Annotated in this window: 10 protein-coding genes; 4 read left to right on the forward strand and 6 right to left on the reverse strand. The window is 45.3% G+C overall.

Annotation, left to right across the window (positions count from 1 at the left end; translation table 11 throughout):
- Nucleotides 1-1,099: 1,099 nt before the first annotated feature.
- From ychF to lolB, 5 genes are all read right to left on the reverse strand, one after another.
- The gene (gene ychF, locus A359_RS01870; RefSeq protein WP_014888149.1) at nucleotides 1,100-2,191 is read right to left on the reverse strand and encodes a redox-regulated ATPase YchF; all 1,092 of its coding nucleotides are present in this window, start codon (nucleotides 2,189-2,191) and stop codon (nucleotides 1,100-1,102) included.
- A 114-nt stretch (nucleotides 2,192-2,305) separates the two neighbouring features.
- Nucleotides 2,306-2,923: an aminoacyl-tRNA hydrolase gene (gene pth, locus A359_RS01875; RefSeq protein ID WP_044104502.1), complete on the reverse strand. Its 618-nt coding sequence runs from the start codon at nucleotides 2,921-2,923 to the stop codon at nucleotides 2,306-2,308.
- A gap of 1,074 nt (nucleotides 2,924-3,997) precedes the next feature.
- Nucleotides 3,998-4,945, reverse strand: a complete 948-nt coding sequence (locus A359_RS01880) for a ribose-phosphate pyrophosphokinase (protein ID WP_014888151.1) — start codon at nucleotides 4,943-4,945, stop codon at nucleotides 3,998-4,000.
- Between the two features lie 106 nt (nucleotides 4,946-5,051).
- Nucleotides 5,052-5,909 carry a 4-(cytidine 5'-diphospho)-2-C-methyl-D-erythritol kinase gene (gene ispE, locus A359_RS01885; protein WP_014888152.1) on the reverse strand — a complete coding sequence of 286 codons (858 nt, stop codon included), beginning with the start codon at nucleotides 5,907-5,909 and terminating at the stop codon, nucleotides 5,052-5,054.
- Nucleotides 5,909-6,532, reverse strand: coding sequence for a lipoprotein insertase outer membrane protein LolB (gene lolB, locus A359_RS01890; RefSeq protein WP_014888153.1), 624 nt, complete (start codon nucleotides 6,530-6,532; stop codon nucleotides 5,909-5,911). The genes ispE and lolB overlap by 1 nt, the downstream gene beginning before the upstream one ends.
- Before the next feature lie 1,917 nt (nucleotides 6,533-8,449).
- On the opposite strand from lolB, the gene A359_RS01895 reads away from it, so the two are divergent.
- The 3 genes from A359_RS01895 to purD all read left to right on the forward strand — a co-directional run bounded on the left by A359_RS01895 (nucleotide 8,450) and on the right by purD (nucleotide 15,232).
- The gene (locus A359_RS01895) at nucleotides 8,450-10,555 is read left to right on the forward strand and encodes a TonB-dependent copper receptor (protein WP_014888156.1); all 2,106 of its coding nucleotides are present in this window, start codon (nucleotides 8,450-8,452) and stop codon (nucleotides 10,553-10,555) included.
- A gap of 1,778 nt (nucleotides 10,556-12,333) precedes the next feature.
- Nucleotides 12,334-13,920 (forward strand): bifunctional phosphoribosylaminoimidazolecarboxamide formyltransferase/IMP cyclohydrolase, encoded by a 1,587-nt coding sequence (gene purH, locus A359_RS01905; RefSeq protein WP_014888158.1) that lies wholly within the window; start codon nucleotides 12,334-12,336, stop codon nucleotides 13,918-13,920.
- 19 nt (nucleotides 13,921-13,939) lie between these two features.
- Nucleotides 13,940-15,232 (forward strand): phosphoribosylamine--glycine ligase, encoded by a 1,293-nt coding sequence (purD, locus tag A359_RS01910; RefSeq protein ID WP_044104504.1) that lies wholly within the window; start codon nucleotides 13,940-13,942, stop codon nucleotides 15,230-15,232.
- A 1,495-nt stretch (nucleotides 15,233-16,727) separates the two neighbouring features.
- On the opposite strand, the gene queA is transcribed toward purD, so the two are convergent.
- Entirely contained in the window at nucleotides 16,728-17,774 is a 1,047-nt protein-coding gene (queA, locus tag A359_RS01920) for a tRNA preQ1(34) S-adenosylmethionine ribosyltransferase-isomerase QueA (protein ID WP_014888162.1), read from the reverse strand.
- A gap of 747 nt (nucleotides 17,775-18,521) precedes the next feature.
- On the opposite strand from queA, the gene A359_RS01925 reads away from it, so the two are divergent.
- Entirely contained in the window at nucleotides 18,522-18,749 is a 228-nt protein-coding gene (locus tag A359_RS01925) for a hypothetical protein (protein ID WP_014888163.1), read from the forward strand.
- Nucleotides 18,750-18,773: the final 24 nt, after the last annotated feature.

The raw sequence follows: 18,773 nt of genomic DNA on the forward strand, positions 1-18,773 counted from the left end.
ACATCATCTGATGCAGTGAGCCCCCCTCTGCGCTTCGTACGGAGACACCCTAAGAATGATACCCTCAAAAAGCTTTTAACTAGAACATAACCGTTTTTATAGATTAGCTTCTCATAATTCAATCTCTTTCCCCCAGGTGTCATAACTACCGCACCGATGTTAATATTCATCCTTGCGGTGAGACTCCCATAGAAGGGGTGTGCTAATCTTGGCTAGTCCCCTGCAGCGGCATCAGAGGCTTGCATCTCTTCAATACTTCCACATCAGCGCCATTTCCTCATGCTTCTCTGATTATCTAATGGGTCGTCTTCTGTATTAAGGACAGTACGGTATCTGTATCAGTTAGTGCTTTGCTGAAATCAATTCGCATATATAATGTTATATGTTATGATAAAAGCGATTAGACGCCGATGACCCCCTCGCTAGGGTTGTTGATACTCGCATACCAGACTTGCTATGCATCTTTACCAAATACTGTCATTATGATTCTATCCAGACATCAAGGATGTTCTTGCGCCGCAAGTTAACATTCTTATTCTGATAAGAACTTCTTTTCTACTTGTATGAACAAGTCATAGTTGAGCCAACGTAAGGGCAGTTTCATTAAGTTTAAGATGAATCGAAGTATCTCTATACATACCCTCATCAAGTGACTAAATCCTAATTTTTTCATCAGTAGGCTAGTGATCGCAGTTTTAGAACGATATTGTTGGCTATACAATAGCATTTTACAAAGAGCTCTACACTATCACTAGTATCACGCGCTTCTGAAGCGCTTTTTTAGTAAACCAGACAGTAATTATATGAAACTAATATTCATTCAACATTTCAGGCTTTTTCTGAAGAAAAGTAGCGGTTTTATCACGCTTGTGCAATATATTCTTGTTGAGAATTGCTCTATGAGCTGCATATTTACGAAAAGAGACGGCAGAGAGGAGAGCTTAATATTCATGATACACACCACCCCCGGATGTATTGAATTTAAGATGACCTCTACCGGGCCTAGCAAGCTCATTTACCTCAAATTATTAACATGAAGATTATCATAAAAGAGATAGTTATGGAGATAAGTCGGGGTTATCCAGATGGCATCATTTAGTCATACATTAAATAAAAAATTCAGCACATCGCCGTCTTTGATCACATACTCTTTTCCTTCGAAGCGAATTTTACCTGCCTCTTTAGCTCCTGCCGCTCCCTTATAAGTCATAAAATCGGCAAAGGCAATGGTCTGAGCACGAATAAAGCCTTTTTCAAAATCAGTGTGAATTTTACCGGCGGCCTGCGCTGCGGTAGTGCCTGCTGGAATGGTCCAAGCCCGCACTTCTTTCGCCCCCGCAGTAAAAAAAGTTTGCAAATTCAACAATTCATATCCAGCGCGAATGACTCCGTTTAAGCCTTGGTCTGCAAAACCTAGCTCCCCCATGAAGATCGTGCGCTCTTCTTCGTCAAGCTCGGCGATATCGGACTCAAGTGAGGCGCAGACCACGATCACAACCGAGCCCGTCTTCGACGCAATAGCGCGTACCGCATCTAGATAAGGGTTATTGTCAAAGCCATTTTCATGCACATTTGCTATATACATAGTCGGTTTGAGTGTTAGAAAACTCAGATTGCAGATAGCATTTTTCTCATTAATCGACAAATCTAGCGTTCGTAACATGCCGGCATTGCTTAGATGGGTAAGGCACTTTTCCAGCACTGATAGTGCCAGAGCAGAACCCTTTTTCCCGCCCGTGACACGTTTTTTTATTCGGTGTATGGCACGTTCGCACGTGTCTAAATCTGATAAAACTAGCTCGGTGTTAATGATGTCGATGTCTTCCGCGGGATCAACTATTCCTGATACATGCATAATATTTTCGTTTTCAAAGCAGCGAACAACATGGCTGATGGCCTGGGTTTCACGGATGTTGGTCAAAAACTGGTTGCCTAATCCCGCCCCTTTTGAGGAGCCTTTCAACAGACCGGCGATATCAACAAATTCTATGCTTGTCGGCACGATACGCTCTGGCTTAACGATTTCTGCCAGCTGTTTGATGCGTGGCTCAAACATCGGAACTACACCTACATTGGGCTCAATAGTGCAAAATGGAAAGTTCCCCACCTCGCTACCCGCTTTCGTCAGCGCATTAAACAGGGTAGATTTTCCTACGTTAGGTAACCCAACAATGCCGCATTTAAACCCCATATTTATTTCGCCTTAAATTACTATATTTTTATTTAGTTACGTGCTATTCTTAGCATAAGATTATTATAAGATGTTAGCTTCTACAGCACTGCATTATTACTCAATTCTTAAAGTTTAACAGGGCTTGTAGGCATGCAGGCGGTTCATAACCTTTGCGGTGTCATGGGTAATCAGAGCTTCTGTACAGCGTACCGCCTCATCGAGAGCGCTATCAATCAACTCCACTTCCCCCTCTGGGGGCGTTCCAAGCACAAAGCTTACAACTTTTTTTTTGTCTCCGGGGTGGCCAATGCCGATCCGGAGACGCTGGAATGCCTGATTATTACCCAGACGGGTCACGATGTCTTTCAGGCCATTGTGTCCACCATGACCGCCCCCGAGCTTCAGCCAAACATTTCCGGGCAACAAATTCAGGTCATCATGAGCCACCAGCATTTCTTCAGGCATAATCTGATAAAAGGCGGCTATCGCCACTACCGCTTTTCCTGTAAGATTCATAAAAGTCGTCGGAATCAGCAGGCGAACATCGTTACCGTTTATGGCTAGGCGGCTAGTGTAGCCGTAGAATTTTCTTTCTTCTTTTAAGGTTTTCTGATAGCGCTCTACCAGCAACTCAACATACCAAGCGCCGGCATTATGGCGGGTATTGGCATATTCAGTGCCAGGATTGCCTAGGCCTACAATTAATTTTATCGTCACGTCTTTCCCTCGTCTGGCTGTGTGTATGTTCATGTAATCTGCCAAGATCGGGTATGTCAAATCAATGATAGACCGGCAGAGGTGCGGCTCTTACCAATACATTATATTTTTAAATAACATCTGCTCATCAATATCACATTGAAAAATCGGAATATCCTCTGACAGCCAAAAGAATAGGAGGGTTTTAGGCGATTCAGATACTATTCATCATCCAAAGCATCTGTCATACGGAAAATGCTTTGACAGTTCGTTAGCATCTCACTTACCTCTACATCCTCTTCATGTAGAAGCCGATAAAAAAGATGTTGTTAAGTGATGTGAATAGTATTGAGACTTTTCCTAACAGGAAGTAGTGTTCGCCTGATATAAAATCCAGAATATTCGACACACAGTTACGCGCAGCCCCGCTTGATTACATAAAAGATGATCAGAAATTCTTTCTAATATCATTGAAGTAGTGCAAAACATCGTGAGATAAAGTAATGACCCCAAGAGCAAAACTGTCTTTACAGAAAATGCAGAAGATCTCACATACGACTGAAAGCGGTGATGCTCGTTGCCGATAAATATCTCGAACAGAGAGATCATGCTGATAGTTCTTAGTATCAGGATATCAATATTTAATGATCTTCCCTAAATCCATACAACAGATCATCACGCGCATCAGCTGCGTTCTGGAAATCTTTTATTTATAGCGTTATTATCAGCTTAATTGCAACGATAAGCATTGAGGACGAAAGCTGAGACAGGTGATCGTGATACTCCAGCTTTCATAGTACCCGCCGAAAACACAAGAACTCACAGCTACTATAACTCTATTTTATAAAAAGAGAGCCGCAGGCTAACGCTAACGGGCACCACGACGCTTGCCGTCGTTCTCACCTTACCTGAACGGACGATTTGGCTGTCTTTTATACGCCGACTAGCGGTGAGTTGACCGACCACCCCCAGGCAACTTGATCCGGATAGGTCAAGGTCGGGCGAATCTAACCGCCAGGGAGCTAAAATCCGTCTGTACGTTATCAACACACACTGTACGTGGCTTTTATTAAGCCCCGAACTACAAACTTGACGCCTCCACACGGAATCACATCGCGCCGCGATCACTCAATGCTCGAACATCTCCGAGATAGATTCTTCGTTACTAATACGACGTATCGCTTCAGCCAGCATTCCAGAGAGCGTTAGGGGTCGTACATTAGGCAACGCCTTGATGGCTGGATCCAGCGGAATAGTATCACAGACAATCACTTCATCAATTACAGATCGCTTGATATTTTCAAAAGCGTTACCAGAGAAGATCGCATGCGTAGCATAGGCAAAGACCCTGTTAGCGCAATGCTCTTTCAATGCTTCTGCAGCTTTGCACAGAGTGCTCCCGGTGTCGATCATATCATCCACCAGCACGCAGTCTCGACCAGCAACGTCACCAATGATATGCATGACCTGAGCAACATTAGCGCGCGGGCGCCTCTTGTCGATAATTGCCATATCAGTGTCGTTGAGAAGCTTCGCGATCGCGCGCGCACGTACCACGCCGCCGATATCGGGCGAAACAACTATTGGACTGTCTAAATTCTGCTGCAGCATATCCTCAAGCAGAATCGGGCTGCCGAACACGTTATCCACGGGTACGTCGAAAAACCCCTGAATCTGCTCCGCGTGTAGGTCAACTGTCAGTACTCTATCAACACCAACGCTTGAGAGAAAATCGGCGACCACCTTGGCGGTGATTGGTACACGTGCGGAACGGACCCGACGATCTTGACGCGCATAACCAAAGTATGGGATCACAGCGGTAATGCGGGCGGCGGATGCCCGTCGTAATGCGTCAACCATGACAACCAGTTCCATGAAATTATCATTAGTAGGCGCGCAGGTAGACTGGATAATAAAAATATCGCCACCGCGAACGTTTTCATTGATTTGCACACTAACTTCACCGTCGCTGAAACGGCTAACAGCAGCATTACCAAGACTAGTATATAAACGATCAGCAACACGCTGCGCCAGTTCAGGGGTAGCGTTCCCAGAAAAAATCTTCATATCGGGCACGAGAAGAACCTCAAGCTTTTGCGTCCAAAGGGGTATTGATCCAGCCTGACACTGAAAAAACTTTTAGCGACAAGCAGAACAATGCATCAGAGCGCCGGCAGGCGGCTCATTTTGCCATTAACAATGCATGGTGGAGAGGAGAAATGTTAACACCTCGAGCTACGAAACCACACATCCATTCCGGCGCCAGCGATAAAACCTGGCGGGCGGCACTCTCGGTATCGAATTCGGCAAATACACAAGAGCCTGTTCCGGTCAATCGCGACGGCGCGTATTTTAACAGCCATGCAAGGTGCCGTTCAACCAAAGAAAAAGATTTCCTTACAATCGGTTCACAATCATTCTGAAAGGGAAGCGCTATAAGCTCGGCAAGCGAGCGTTTTTCCGCGTCTCTTCGTAGCTCAGGATCACCGAAAATACGCGGGGTGGCAATACTAATCGGTGGCACGCAAACAAGATACCATTTTTCCGCCGGAAAAGCAGGCGTGAGCTGATCGCCGACGCCTTCGGCGAACGCCGCCTGGCCGTGTACGAATACGGGCACATCGCTACTAAGAGTCATACCCAGGCGCGCCAGGGTAGGCGTAGTCAAAGCGCAGCCCCACTGAAAATTGAGAGCCACTAGAACTGTGGCAGCGTCGGAAGATCCCCCGCCGAGCCCTCCGCCCATCGGGAGAACTTTATCTAGGAAAATATCTGCTCCAGGCGACGATGAATCATCAACTGCCCAGCAGTAGCGCTGCAACAGCTGGGCAGCGCGCACGATAAGATTGTCCTCTTCCGCGACGCCTTCGAGCTGATTCAATAGGCGAATGCGGCCGCCGACGGTCGGAGTGATGCTCAGTGTGTCGCCATAATCGAGAAATTGCACAAGTGTTTGTAGCATGTGGTAGCCATCGGCACGGCATCCGGTAATATACAAAAACAGGTTCAGCTTAGCCGGGGCTGGCCAGGAGTATTGCATTACAAGCTCCAGCTATCTATTTTGAATTGGATGCGATTTTCGCCCTGGCATAATTCTAAATGCGATGGAAGGACCAGCGGGGTATTACTGTGATAGCCTTGGTAAGTCACGACCCAATGCTGATTGTTGTGCCTATAATTCACCTGATGTAGATGGCCTAGGGAATCGAGCATAAAATCAAGTGCATCACCAGGCAGGCCGAGCATCCAATGACGTAGATTGTCAAAAGGGATAGATATACCAGTTAGTTTTTGGAACATGATTTCTAGGTCACCGCTACTAACGTAGCGTGTCCCGTGATTATTGACGAGCTGCGCCATGCCCTTCTTAACACTCAATTCCATTTCCGTATTGCCGAGCGGATTAATCAGAAGTACTTGGTAGCTATCATCGCTGATCTGGTACCAGTAAAAACGTGCACAAACTTTTTCCCCCTTGGAAAAATAAGCAAAAACACCGCGTATCTGGTAATTGGTGAGTCTGGAGACTGCCTTCTGATGGCTTCGCCAATCGGGTAATGCATGGCTTTTATACGAGCCTGAAAAAATATGCACGCTACAGGAAGCCAACAGAAGACTGGCTAGCGGCAGAAAACGGAAGACGGCGTAATGACGCTCTAGCATGACTGAAGAACCCCTGTGGTATGAGATGGTGATTTTTGGGCATAGACTATGCTGCCATCGCTACTACATCTACTTGACGAGCGTCATAGTTCATTATTAGCTATAGTAGGATTGTCTCTAACTAAGCGCATGAGCAGCTTGCTATTTTTTTACAATTAGACTCGGACTGTAAAAGGAAATACCGAGTTTTCCCGGTTTTTTAGCTGCAGTGATAGCATTTATCTTCGTTTTGTAGACCCCACAGAGAACCTGAAAGCTTGCTGATTGAAATATATCGTATTCTGTCGCAATCCATACAATCATTAATTCCTACAATATCAGAGGACACAATTAAACCGCCTAAGCCAATGGCTACACGAGATAATACTCATGTCCCAATAAGCCCTTATAGCAGTATGGCAAGATTTTGCATGGTTTAAAAAAATCTGGGTCAATCACTCATGTCAGTAAGTGTTAATATTTTTCTAATTATTTTAATCTCTCTGTTCACGTGCTGATTAAATCAATAGATCATCGCCAGCCTTAAGATATTCTTTATGAAGAAGCATAAGACATTGGTAGCGTAGCACGAAAAATGCAAGGCGTTAGCGCTCTATAACGCTAGACAGCGTTACGCATGTACTTATCTTTTCTGATTACATGGATCGCACAAGAATACTACTGACGCAAATATTTTCCCGGACTTGATAGAGCCAACCTACTAACACAGACCGGCATCAATAGCTGATGGCGCTTATCATACAGATTGCTATCATAATATTCTATTGAGGAATAACGTGAAACCACGTATCTAGGCCATTCGGAGAGACTCAATATTAACCTGCTCTGACGATAAGCGTTACGGCATAAAGCATACTTAGCATCTCAAAAGAGCCTGTGCGTCCTGAAAAGAAAATGGGCTATACTAGCACATAGTAATTAACCGGTTATGTTGCGGTTTAAAATATCTCTGGGTAGTTAGCATTCATTTGCGTGACCATGGTGTAAAGTGAGGAGAACTATGGAAATAGTCAAATCGCTTCTTGGGCCTTATGATGCAACGAATAACGAAAACATCTGCATGATATAATAATAGCTTAGATAAGGAATTCTTCTTAATAAGATTCGTTTTTCATACACGCCTCGCCAACGAAATGAAACCGGATCCCCATTACATAAAGGACGCTTCATGCAAAAAAAATCATCTTCACATATTTATCCGCATAATATCAATTCTTGATATAGTCCGCTCTTAAAATCGCAGAACATAATCCCTTAACATAACTCACCGCATCATTCAGACTGTTATTAGCCTTAATAACCTTAATTAATTTTGGGTATATTTAAAAATTTTCATCCGTTGCTGATAAATAGTTTTCCGCTCTTTTTATATTTATTGAAAAATAAATCATAATGCTTTTCTGGTATACACACTCAGAGCTGTTTTTTAAAAAAACTGCAAATCATGAGGAAATAGCAAATGCATTTTTTGACATTCCGTTATAATTTCGGCACTCATAATGGCAGTACCGTTACTAGGGAAAAGTGCTTTTATTTTATGCGTCTACGTTACGGCATGCTAACCTCATTTTCAACAGCAACGCTCTACGCCTCATCACAGGCGCTATTCATATTTCTTGATGCTTGCAGTGATTCACTCTGAAGGAAGAGAAAGATTTTGATGCTACAATTATCTATAAAAATCACACATTGGTAACTTAGAAGAGTCAAGATGTGATATTGTTTTCCTTTTTAATAAACATATGTTATTGCTCATAACTTAACATCATTAAGCATTTTTTTAAAAAAACAGCAACAATACATGACAACATTTTTGGATGGTATATGACCATTCACAACTATCATTTAATCTGAGTCTCGAACGCGCGACAGCGACTATCGGCAGAAAGTCGGTTCTAATTGCATAAGAGAAGTGATATGTACATTAACCTCCATGGGCGCTCATGCCCAGCCTTGGTACCGCGCGCAATATCGCTGTTGATGTTATTTGCCTGGAGCGTTTCTACTAGCATTCGCGCCACAGCTATACTCTCAGCCGTAAGCGTCGTCTCTTTGGCACAAGCGTCCATCGCAGCAACCGAGAACGATACCCCCGCCGACACTTCCGAGGAAGATGTAATCACTGTGACCGCCCCCAGTGAATCCCCTCTGACCTCTGGAATGACGCCTAGAATGCAGCGCCAGCCCCTTCCCGCCAGCGACAGCGCTGATTATCTCAAATACACTCCCGGCTTTACCCTGGTTCGTAATGGCGGCACTAATGGCGATCCAGTATTCCGTGGTATGTTTGGTTCCCGACTTCGTATGTTAGTAGAAGGCGGCGAAGTGCTTGGGGCTTGCTCGTCACGTATGGATCCGCCCAGCGCCTATATTTCACCGGAAAATTTTGACATCGTTTCGTTAACTAAAGGACCCCAAACCGTACTATGGGGACCGGGTGCCTCTGCCGGCACCTTACGTTTCGAAAGGGTGCCTCCACACTTTGATCATCCGGGAATAATGGCGCACGCCGCCGTTCTAGCTGGCTCAAATAATCGGCTAGATCAGAATATTGATGGGGCTTTAGGGAATACATTAGGCTATCTCCACTTAATGGGCAATATTGCTCATGCAGATGATTACAAAGATGGTGCAGGGCGGCGGCTATCTTCCGGGTGGAATAAATGGAACAGCGATGTAGCGGCCGGTTTTAGACTGACACCCGACACCTTGATCGAGCTGACGGCAGGGAAAGGTGACGGCAATGCCCGTTATGCTGCACGAGGAATGGACGGGACTCGCTTCGCCCGGGAAAGTATTGGCTTACGCTTTGCGCAACATGCATTAAGCCAACTGTGGAACAGCGTCGAAATACGGGGCTGGTATCATTACACCGATCACGTCATGGATAATTATGCCCGACGGAACCTGCAGAACCTGCTGTATCAGGGCGGGAGCGAGTCGCCCACATCTTCTTGGGCGCCCATACGTAACCACGTCGACCGTTTGATGCTCGGCGGCCGAGGTATTAGCATCTGGCAATGGCAGGATGTGCAATTGCAGGGTGGAGTGGACTTACAGGTTAACCGCCATAGGTTGCAGATTAGCAGCCAATGGCAAGAGGATGCGCAATTTCAGGATAGCGGGCTTTTTACCGAAGTGAGCTGGCATTTCAGGCCAACACACGCCTTGATAAGCGGCATGCGTCTTGAACATACAGGAGTCCAGTGTCATGGCGCACAAGGGTCGGAGTGGCGCCGTGAAATCTATCCCTCCACCTTTTTTCGATTAGAACAACAAGTCGAGACGCTACCGTTAATGGCCTATGCCGGCGTAGGGTTAACTGAAAGATTCCCTGACTACTGGGAACTAATCACGCCTAAGGCCGGCCGGGGCACCGGCCATGATTCATTTTGTCGCCTAAAACGCGAGAAAACCATGCAGCTTGATTTCGGCGCACATTTACAGCTAGCACCGCTAGACGCCTGGGGCTCCGCCTATATCGGCCAAGTGCGAGATTTTATCTTGTTCCGATACGGCACTTTACATCCGAACACAACCCGAGCGGATAATATCACCGCTCTCATTCATGGCGGAGAGGCGGGTATTGCTTATCATTTTCAAGATCAATGGCAGCTTGATAGCAGCCTCGTTTGGGCCTTCGGGGAAAATCAAGCTACGCACCAGCCACTACCGCAGATCCCGCCGTTTGAAGGACGGCTATCGCTAACCTGCGCAGTGGGGGAATGGAGCGGCACTGCCATGTGGCGACTGGTAGCGGCGCAACACCGCATTGCGCTTAACGAAGGCAATGTAGTGGGGAGAGATTTTCTCCGTAGTGCCGGCTTTGGCATTCTATCGGCCCACATGGCTTGGAAAACAGCCCCTAATATTACAATTAGCGCCGGGGTAGACAATCTTTTTAACAAACGCTATAGCGAACACCTGAATTTAGCGGGAAACCACAGTTTTGGCTATGCTTCTGATGCGCCCCTAATGGAGCCTGGTCGCACAATCTGGGCGAGAGCTAGCGTAACGTTCTAAATCTAGAAGAGGAATGTCTCTGCTGTGAATGTAGGCGGATAAAACGCTTTTGTATAGTCTACCTTTACCTCCTAATTTAAGAAGGGAGAACTGATTCTTTGTTCTTGAAACATATATACTAATCGCGCTGTAGACTCATATACCCTCTAAGAATATTATCATTGCTGCTTTTAAAAAAAAACTTTACTACTTGCATGTTCAGTTCTAGCACGTCCATGCAAGTTATAGCACTCTAATGCGATGGGGAACATTTACTGACTATATAGTGGCATTGTATTGAACAAGACTGCCTCAGCAGGCATACGTTAGTGACGTAATAATTATGTTGACCATACTCCACAATACCAACAATGTTCAAAGGGGCTTTATATCCAAGACTTTTCTGTTGCATCAATGCAGGGTTTTTTATATGCTCGTGATGATTAATAGGGCCTGTTTTTCATGAAAAACCCTTATTTCGTTACTACGAACACCCTTCTGACTGAAGAACAAAAAATAAACACTCAGAAAACTTTATCCGACCAGCCGTAAACATTACGTCCGAAATCGGATACAGTGTATTCTTTTATAAACCGCAGGATCCATGTTAAAAAAATGATTACTCGTGCTCCGCTTCTGAACGAAGCGACGATATGTTGTTACCCCATGACTCGTGAAATTATAATACACCTATGCCTAAGATCACGACTCTAAAGCATGATGTTACTAAGGTAAAGCCGCTTCAAGCATCATATGTTTGACGAATAATGTTTTTGCTCCACCCTGCCCTGATTAAGCAGGTTGCTAAATCGCATATTCCGATACAGAGTTCTTAGGATTACTCAGTACTTATACCGTAACGATTGCAGTTACAGAAAAGCAATAGGTTTCCTACATATCATCCGGTCAAGAAACAGAGCGGATATTTTTGGAAAACGAGACCAAACTAAACATAGTTAGTTAATATAACATTATCCTTTTCATCTAGACATATGCATATTACATAGAAGACAGTAAACGTCTTTCCGATGCTCTTCTAAGCAACAATCAAACAGCGGCAACTGCAAGAGCTGTATTCATTAGATGCTTATGGGAGGTATAAACCTGATCGAGATGAAAAGAATCATTTACTAAAACGCAATAGCAGAAAATGCTATTCTGCTATTGCTTAATAGGCAACATTAAAACTCAACACGCAGCGTTATCACCCTTTCATACATTAATCATCCTTGATCTGAAAGCTTCTAGTGAAATCGGTATAGAAGGCATTATCAAGATCATGTCGATAAATGCAAAGCGTGAGGGTGTAAGCTCCATCTGCAAGCGGAGAGCACAAAAAATGAACATTTATACTGATCTGTATCAAAAAAATAATTTTATCATATTATTATTCTTTAATTTTAATAAATTATTTTTTTAAAAAAATCCGGGTAGTGTTATAGCTCATGACGCTTACGCGATCCCCAAAAGGAATTCGTAATCATAAGCATCCTCGTGGCTAACTCATCCGCGCTAGCCTTTTGACTAAAACCTCATACCCCTCCAAATTATATTAGAGATGCTTTACCAAAAGGTAATTACCAAAAAAACCAATGAATTAAGGATCGGTTTTATATATATTTAAAAATCGCAAAAAGTATAGCTAAAAAATTTAGCAAGCATCGTGCAATCGTTGTCGCTATAATTCAGGAAGACTTTTCTGCTCCGGATCGCGTATGTTTATGAATGAAAACGCTAATTCAGCGTTGACTTAGTTTGACAATTAACGTTATTACTATTTATATTAAGGGTCCTGTGCCATGAAACGAGCACGTCCTGTCCGCCGCGCGCTGCTCAGTGTCTCCGACAAATCAGGTATTCTTGAATTCGCTCAGTCCTTAGTGCAGCGGGGTGTCGAGCTCCTTGCTACCAGCGGTACCGCCAGCCTGCTTAACACGGCGAGACTTCCGGTGACCGAAGTGTCCGATTATACTGGCTTTCCCGAAATAATGGGCGGCCGTGTCAAAACTCTGCATCCTAAAGTGCATGGAGGCATCATGGGACGACGTGAGATGGATGATGTCGTGATGCGCGAGCATCATATTGCACCGATTGACATGGTAGTTGTTAACTTTTATCCCTTTTCAGCCACAGTGCAGCGGAGAGAGTGTAGCCGAGAAGAGGCGGTAAATAATATTGATATCGGTGGAATTGCTATGGTGCGTGCTGCGGCCAAGAACTTTGATGTTGTCACTGTGATCGATAGTGCTGACTATCCTATAGTTCTTGCAGAAATGGATCTCTACTGCGGCTCGCTCAGCCTGGAAACCCGTTTCAACCTCGCTATCAAAGCCTTTGAGCACACTGCCGCCTATGACAGTGAGATCGCTAACTATTTCGGGAGCCAGGTACCAACCTATCATGGCGATGCTCATCAGCCTGCTGGTTTATTCCCCCGGACCCTGAATCTTAACTTCATTAAGAAACAAGACATGCGCTACGGCGAAAATAGCCACCAACTTGCAGCGTTTTATACTGACTCAGAAACGCGTGAAGCATCAGTAGCGACTGCACGGCAGTTGCAGGGGAAAGCACTTTCCTATAATAATATTGCCGATACTGATGCAGCTCTTGAATGTGTTAAGACCTTCACCGAAGCCACATGTGTCATTGTTAAGCACGCCAATCCCTGTGGTGTGGCTACCCACGATAGCCAAATGGTAGCATATGATCACGCTTACCAGACTGATCCTGCCTCATCTTTCGGTGGTATTATTGCGTTCAACCGAGTTCTTGACGCCGATACTGCTAATGCAATCGTGAGACGCCAATTTGTGGAGGTTGTTATTGCTCCGGATATTAACAATGACGCCCTGGCGTTGCTCGCCGGAAAACAAAACGTTCGGGTGCTCGTTTATGGCAGCTGGCAACAGCAGGTGCCGGGATTAGATTTCAAGCGGGTTAACGGCGGACTTTTAGTGCAAGAACGTGATGTAGCTATAGTAGCCCTAAAAAATTTAGAAGTAGTTACGCAACGCCAACCAACCAAGTCAGAAATGCGCGATGCAATTTTCTGCTGGAAGGTAGTAAAATTTGTCAAATCCAATGGGATTGTTTATTCCCGAGAGCAGCGCACCATCGGTATCGGCGCCGGGCAAATGAGTCGCATTGACTCGGCAAACATCGCTGGAATGAAGGCGGCGAATGCAGGTCTAGATGTCAAGGGAGCGGCCATGGCCTCTGATGCCTTCTTCCCGTTTCGTGATTCTGTTGATGCCGCGGGCATGCTAGGCGTGCGCTGTGTAATACAGCCCGGCGGATCGATACGCGACCACGAAGTCATTTCTGCCGCAAATGAACATGATATCGCCATGATTTTCACCCATATTCGTCATTTTCGCCACTAAGTATAGGAGTGATATCGCCATCAACATTTTGATTATCGGCAACGGCGGACGCGAACACGCCCTGGCCTGGAAAGCCGCACAATCGAAGTTTGCTGACAACGTATACGTGGCGCCCGGGAATGCCGGTACCGCGCTCGAGCCGGCTCTGAAAAATGTAGATATCGTTTCAACTGATATTCTATCATTACTGGCCTTTGCTCAAGCACAACAGGTAGGACTGACGATCGTTGGACCAGAAGCACCAATGGTGGCGGGAGTCGTAGATGCTTTTCGCACCGCAGGCCTACGAATTTTCGGCGCAACGCGGGCGGCAGCACAATTAGAAAGTTCTAAAGCTTTTAGCAAAGAGTTTTTCGCTCGCAACAATATTCCCACCGCACGCTATGCCAGCTTTACCCAGATAGCCCCGGCACTGGACCATGTGCGGCGGTGGGGCGCGCCAATTGTTATTAAAGCCGACGGGCTGGCCTCGGGGAAAGGCGTGATTGTAGCAATGACAATTAATGAAGCGGAATCTGCCGTGCATGATATGTTGTCCGGCAACGCTTTTTTTGATGCGGCGAACCGCATTATCATTGAAGAACACCTGCAGGGTGAAGAAGCCAGTTTTATTGTTATGGTAGACGGTGAGCATGCACTCCCCATGGCCACTAGTCAGGACCATAAATGCGTTGGCGAAGGGGATACCGGACCCAATACAGGTGGCATGGGAGCCTATTCACCAGCGCCGATTGTAAGTGATGTGGTGCATCGCAGGGTTATGGAAAAGATTATTTTTCCAACGGTAAAGGGAATGGCAGCAGAGGGCAACGTATATACAGGGTTCCTGTATGCCGGATTAATGATCGGCCCTGAAGGTCACCCGAAAGTACTTGAGTTTAACTGCCGCTGCGGGGATCCGGAAAGCCAACCGATCATGTTGCGTATGCGTTCTGACCTGGTCGCCCACTGCTTGGCTGCTATCGAAGGCCGTTTACATGAGGAAACTTTAGAGTGGGATGAAAGGGCGGCATTGGGGGTGGTCTTAGCGGCAGAAGGTTATCCCGGTAACTACCGTATGGGAGATGAAATTAGCGGTCTTCCGAAAGATGAGGTAGAAGGAGAAAAAATATTTCACTCTGGCACACGCCTGCACCGGGATAAGGTATTAACCTGGGGAGGACGCGTACTCTGTGTCACGGCACTGGGATCGACAGTGATCGACGCGCAGGCGCGAGCCTACCGCACAGCCAAGCTTCTTTATTGGCATAATTGTTTTTTCCGCCGAGATATCGGCTATCGCGCTATTCGCTTGCGCACCTTAAACCCTTAGCAGGCAGGATCGGTCCTGCTTTCCCTCCCTGCCTGTAATAGCGCCAAGGAATAAAGCGATACGGGAATAGCAAAATCGCGCTTACCATCAGATATTCTGATTGTACTAGCTTGCTATCTATCATTCCTGATGTTTAAATCAGTCTAAGGGCGCATCTCATATTAAAACACTCTCTGACGCTACTTACATAGAATAATAGTTTTTATGACTTTAGTCATACTGATGCAACCCAGCCACCGCAGCAACCTTCTTTTTCATAAAATCTTACCACCTATAGAGCGTTTACTCCCGCTTCCGGATGATTTTCGGAACTGATGCGTGAGTGCATCGCTGAAATTTGATACAATTTATTAATGCTAGCTGCCATAGTATAATGATAAGCATCTTTCGACGGTTCTGAGTCAGCACAGGTATGCGATATCTTATAAAGGATTTTCATATGCTCAAAAAATATATTTTGATCCTCAATATGCATTGTAAATCTCCTCCTGATGGGAGCCCTCGAACTCAAGCAAATCCAGGATCAGAACAGATACTCCCTCCATCGACGCTACGATCTCACACTAGTTCTGCTGTATAGCACCTGTACATACATTGATAATAAAATCCCTAGAAACTAAGTTCTACACATCGTAATCATGTAGGTAAAATCAGCTACCTAACGCTGATTAGGTTGAACTACTATGACCTCCTAGCTCAACTAGGACTCTCTCACAACCAAAGCCTTATCATTATACACAGCGCTTATACTTTCAGCCAGGCTAATACCGACGAGTGCCCTCTCGATTATTAGACCCTCTAGTTTTTATTACTCTACTTTAGGACCTAAATGCTGCGGATGCAGTCAGACTGCTTGTACGCTAACAAGGCCTTTTTTTGAAAAAAGATTTCATACTGTCAGTTAAGTGACATGATTACTCTCTTCAACGTACGCATATAGCCTGCGACGTTATGACAACAGATTCCACGTATAATCATCACATGCATTTTCTACTAACACTGTATAGCAGGATACTATCCTCCTCCATGATTTAATAAAACGTGTTGCTGGGGAAATATGTCATTCCTAAAATACCTAGGATCGATCCCATATTTTTGCATCAGCGCTACCGTTAACGACACGATTACTTACAATCATCATAACTCTCCGCCTGAAAGCAATATTCTGACACCTATATGCTAGCATTTCGTTATTATAACGCAATGCCTGGTTATCAGACGCTAGATCCTGGCGGTGCTAACGTTTGTTGGTATTAAGGATGCCTGAGACTATCCGAAGCGAGTCATGTTGCTTAATATATAGGCGCAATATCTCGAGAATGCAGGCAATATTTATGCTAAAAGTAGACGAAATTACCTTTTACTTTAGCGCATACTCACTCTCAGTCCCCAGTACGCCACGCAGTGCCCAGTCTTGCTTTACTAAAGCGTATCATGTTATTGTTTTCATGATGGATCTGCAATATTGGAGTAAATTATCTAATTTAGAAAAGCCCTATTGAGCGGGATGCTTGGTAATAAACATGGCATCTCCATAGCTGAAAAAGCGGTACGCTTTCTCGACTGCTACACGATATCCCTGCAAGGTATGCTTATAGCCAGCAAAAGCTGCTACGAGCATGATAAGGGTAGACTCAGGCAGATGGAAATTAGTAATAATCGCATCAATAACGAGAAAATAATAACCAGGATAAATAAAAATGCGCGTATCGCCAAAAAATGGCTCTAGTCTTCCCCCTCCCCCGACGGCTGCGCTCTCAAGTGAACGTACGGAGGTGGTGCCGACCGCCACGACTCGATTACCTCGCGACTTGCATGCCAACACTGCATCGACTACCTCCTGCGGTACTTCAGCATACTCCGCGTGCATCTGATGCTGTTCGATTTGATCCACCCGTACCGGCTGGTAGGTGCCAGACCCGATATGCAGGGTGATACATGTCATTTCAACCCCCTTTAGGCGTAAAGCTGATAACAGCGGCTCATCGAAATGTAGGCCTGCAGTAGGAGCTGCTACCGCACCTGGCGTTTCAGCGTACACAGTCTGATAAAGCTCACGATCGACGTTATTATCCGGCCTGTCGATATAGGGCGGCAAAGGAATATGACCATGATCATTCAGTAAAGTCAGAAAATTATCGGGAGAATTACAACGCAGTTCAAAAAATGACTCGTGACGCGCTACTATAGTAACGGGAATTCGGTCATCATCACCTAATAGCAGCACGGTGCCGGTTTTTGATGCCCTAGACGCGCGTATGTGGGCAAGTACCCGCTGATTATCAAGCACGCGCTCTACCAGAACTTCAATTTTTCCACCGCTAACTTTATTGCCGAATAAACGGGCCGGGATCACACGGGTATTATTAAATACTAGTAAATCACCACACGCTAATTTATCCAGAAGATCGGTAAAGACCCCATGCACCAGCGTACCTGTCTTGGCATCCAAAGACAGCAGCCGGCAAGCGCTGCGTTGCGCCCGCGGATAGCGGGCGATCAGATTTTTGGGTAGTGTAAAAGAGAAATCGGCAGTGCGCATGAAAAATCACTTCAGGATAAAAATTTAGATTATTCTATGGCTATGCGTTCCGTTCTGCAAGAATTAGACAATGTGGCATAGCGTGTTCGATAAATATCAACCGGCATGTTTATATAGGTCAGCTTTGTGTGTATAGATTAACATTTTTAAGAGGTTAGCAGCTAACAGAGCTACTGTTTTAACAATGTGAACACGGTGGCAACCTTACTAACAGCGCACTTCAGTCTATCCGCTAGCTTAATGTAGTAGAGTCGCATACCCTGATCTACGCATCAGGGTCACCTATATGCGGATTCATCGCCAAGCAGTGTTTTAAACCAGAGCATGGCGGTTTTAGCTAGTCAGCGCTGGCCATCATCGATTGCCATTTTCACGGCAACATAGATCTTTCTCAGATGCGGGCGCTCAACTATGTTGTTCCGATTATATGTATAGAAAATATTACATACGCGTGTGAGAGCCCAATTGATGTTCTTCGACATAAAATGTAGGGTGAGTATTATTCATGAGGAGATGGGTAAGGTAACTACGCGTCAATATACGTATGATATTATATAATGCGGGGGGCCTTTAATCGCTTACTGGACGCAGGATAGTTTATCTATCTGAGCACCTAGCTCTCTATTAGTTTAACCATTAGGTCGACGCAGTCCTGTCCAGAAGGATATGCTCGCGTAAGGCAACCACGTTGTATAGACGATACATAGACTAGATGTATCTAGACCGAGTCGGAATCAAAAGAGGCATATGATTACGCATTTAGCGCTGGAAAAATATCTAGACTTATTAGAAAGACGAGCGCTTTCCGGGGCAACGCGATTGAAGAACTACATCAAAGGCTACTTAACCTACCAGCGCGACATTAATCGGCTGAAGTCACACTTATGGTTGCTCACCGAGCAGTTGGCAGCACAACGCTCTTCCCTTATAGCTTCCTTTCCTTATCGCCGCCCTGAGAGAACCCCTCATTTCTGAGGGACCAGGAACCTTTAAGGCTCA

Origin of the sequence: secondary endosymbiont of Ctenarytaina eucalypti, assembly GCF_000287335.1 — a bacterium.
Taxonomy (GTDB): domain Bacteria; phylum Pseudomonadota; class Gammaproteobacteria; order Enterobacterales; family Enterobacteriaceae.

Bases quoted from the DNA above. Each gene is read 5' to 3' on its own strand.
- ychF (WP_014888149.1), bottom strand. From the start codon at position 2,191: ATGGGGTTTAAATGCGGCATTGTTGGGTTACCTAACGTAGGAAAATCT.
- pth (WP_044104502.1), bottom strand. From the start codon at position 2,923: ATGAACATACACACAGCCAGACGAGGGAAAGACGTGACGATAAAATTA.
- ispE (WP_014888152.1), bottom strand. From the start codon at position 5,909: ATGCAATACTCCTGGCCAGCCCCGGCTAAGCTGAACCTGTTTTTGTAT.
- lolB (WP_014888153.1), bottom strand. From the start codon at position 6,532: ATGCTAGAGCGTCATTACGCCGTCTTCCGTTTTCTGCCGCTAGCCAGT.
- A359_RS01895 (WP_014888156.1), top strand. From the start codon at position 8,450: ATGTACATTAACCTCCATGGGCGCTCATGCCCAGCCTTGGTACCGCGC.
- purH (WP_014888158.1), top strand. From the start codon at position 12,334: ATGAAACGAGCACGTCCTGTCCGCCGCGCGCTGCTCAGTGTCTCCGAC.
- queA (WP_014888162.1), bottom strand. From the start codon at position 17,774: ATGCGCACTGCCGATTTCTCTTTTACACTACCCAAAAATCTGATCGCC.
- A359_RS01925 (WP_014888163.1), top strand. From the start codon at position 18,522: ATGATTACGCATTTAGCGCTGGAAAAATATCTAGACTTATTAGAAAGA.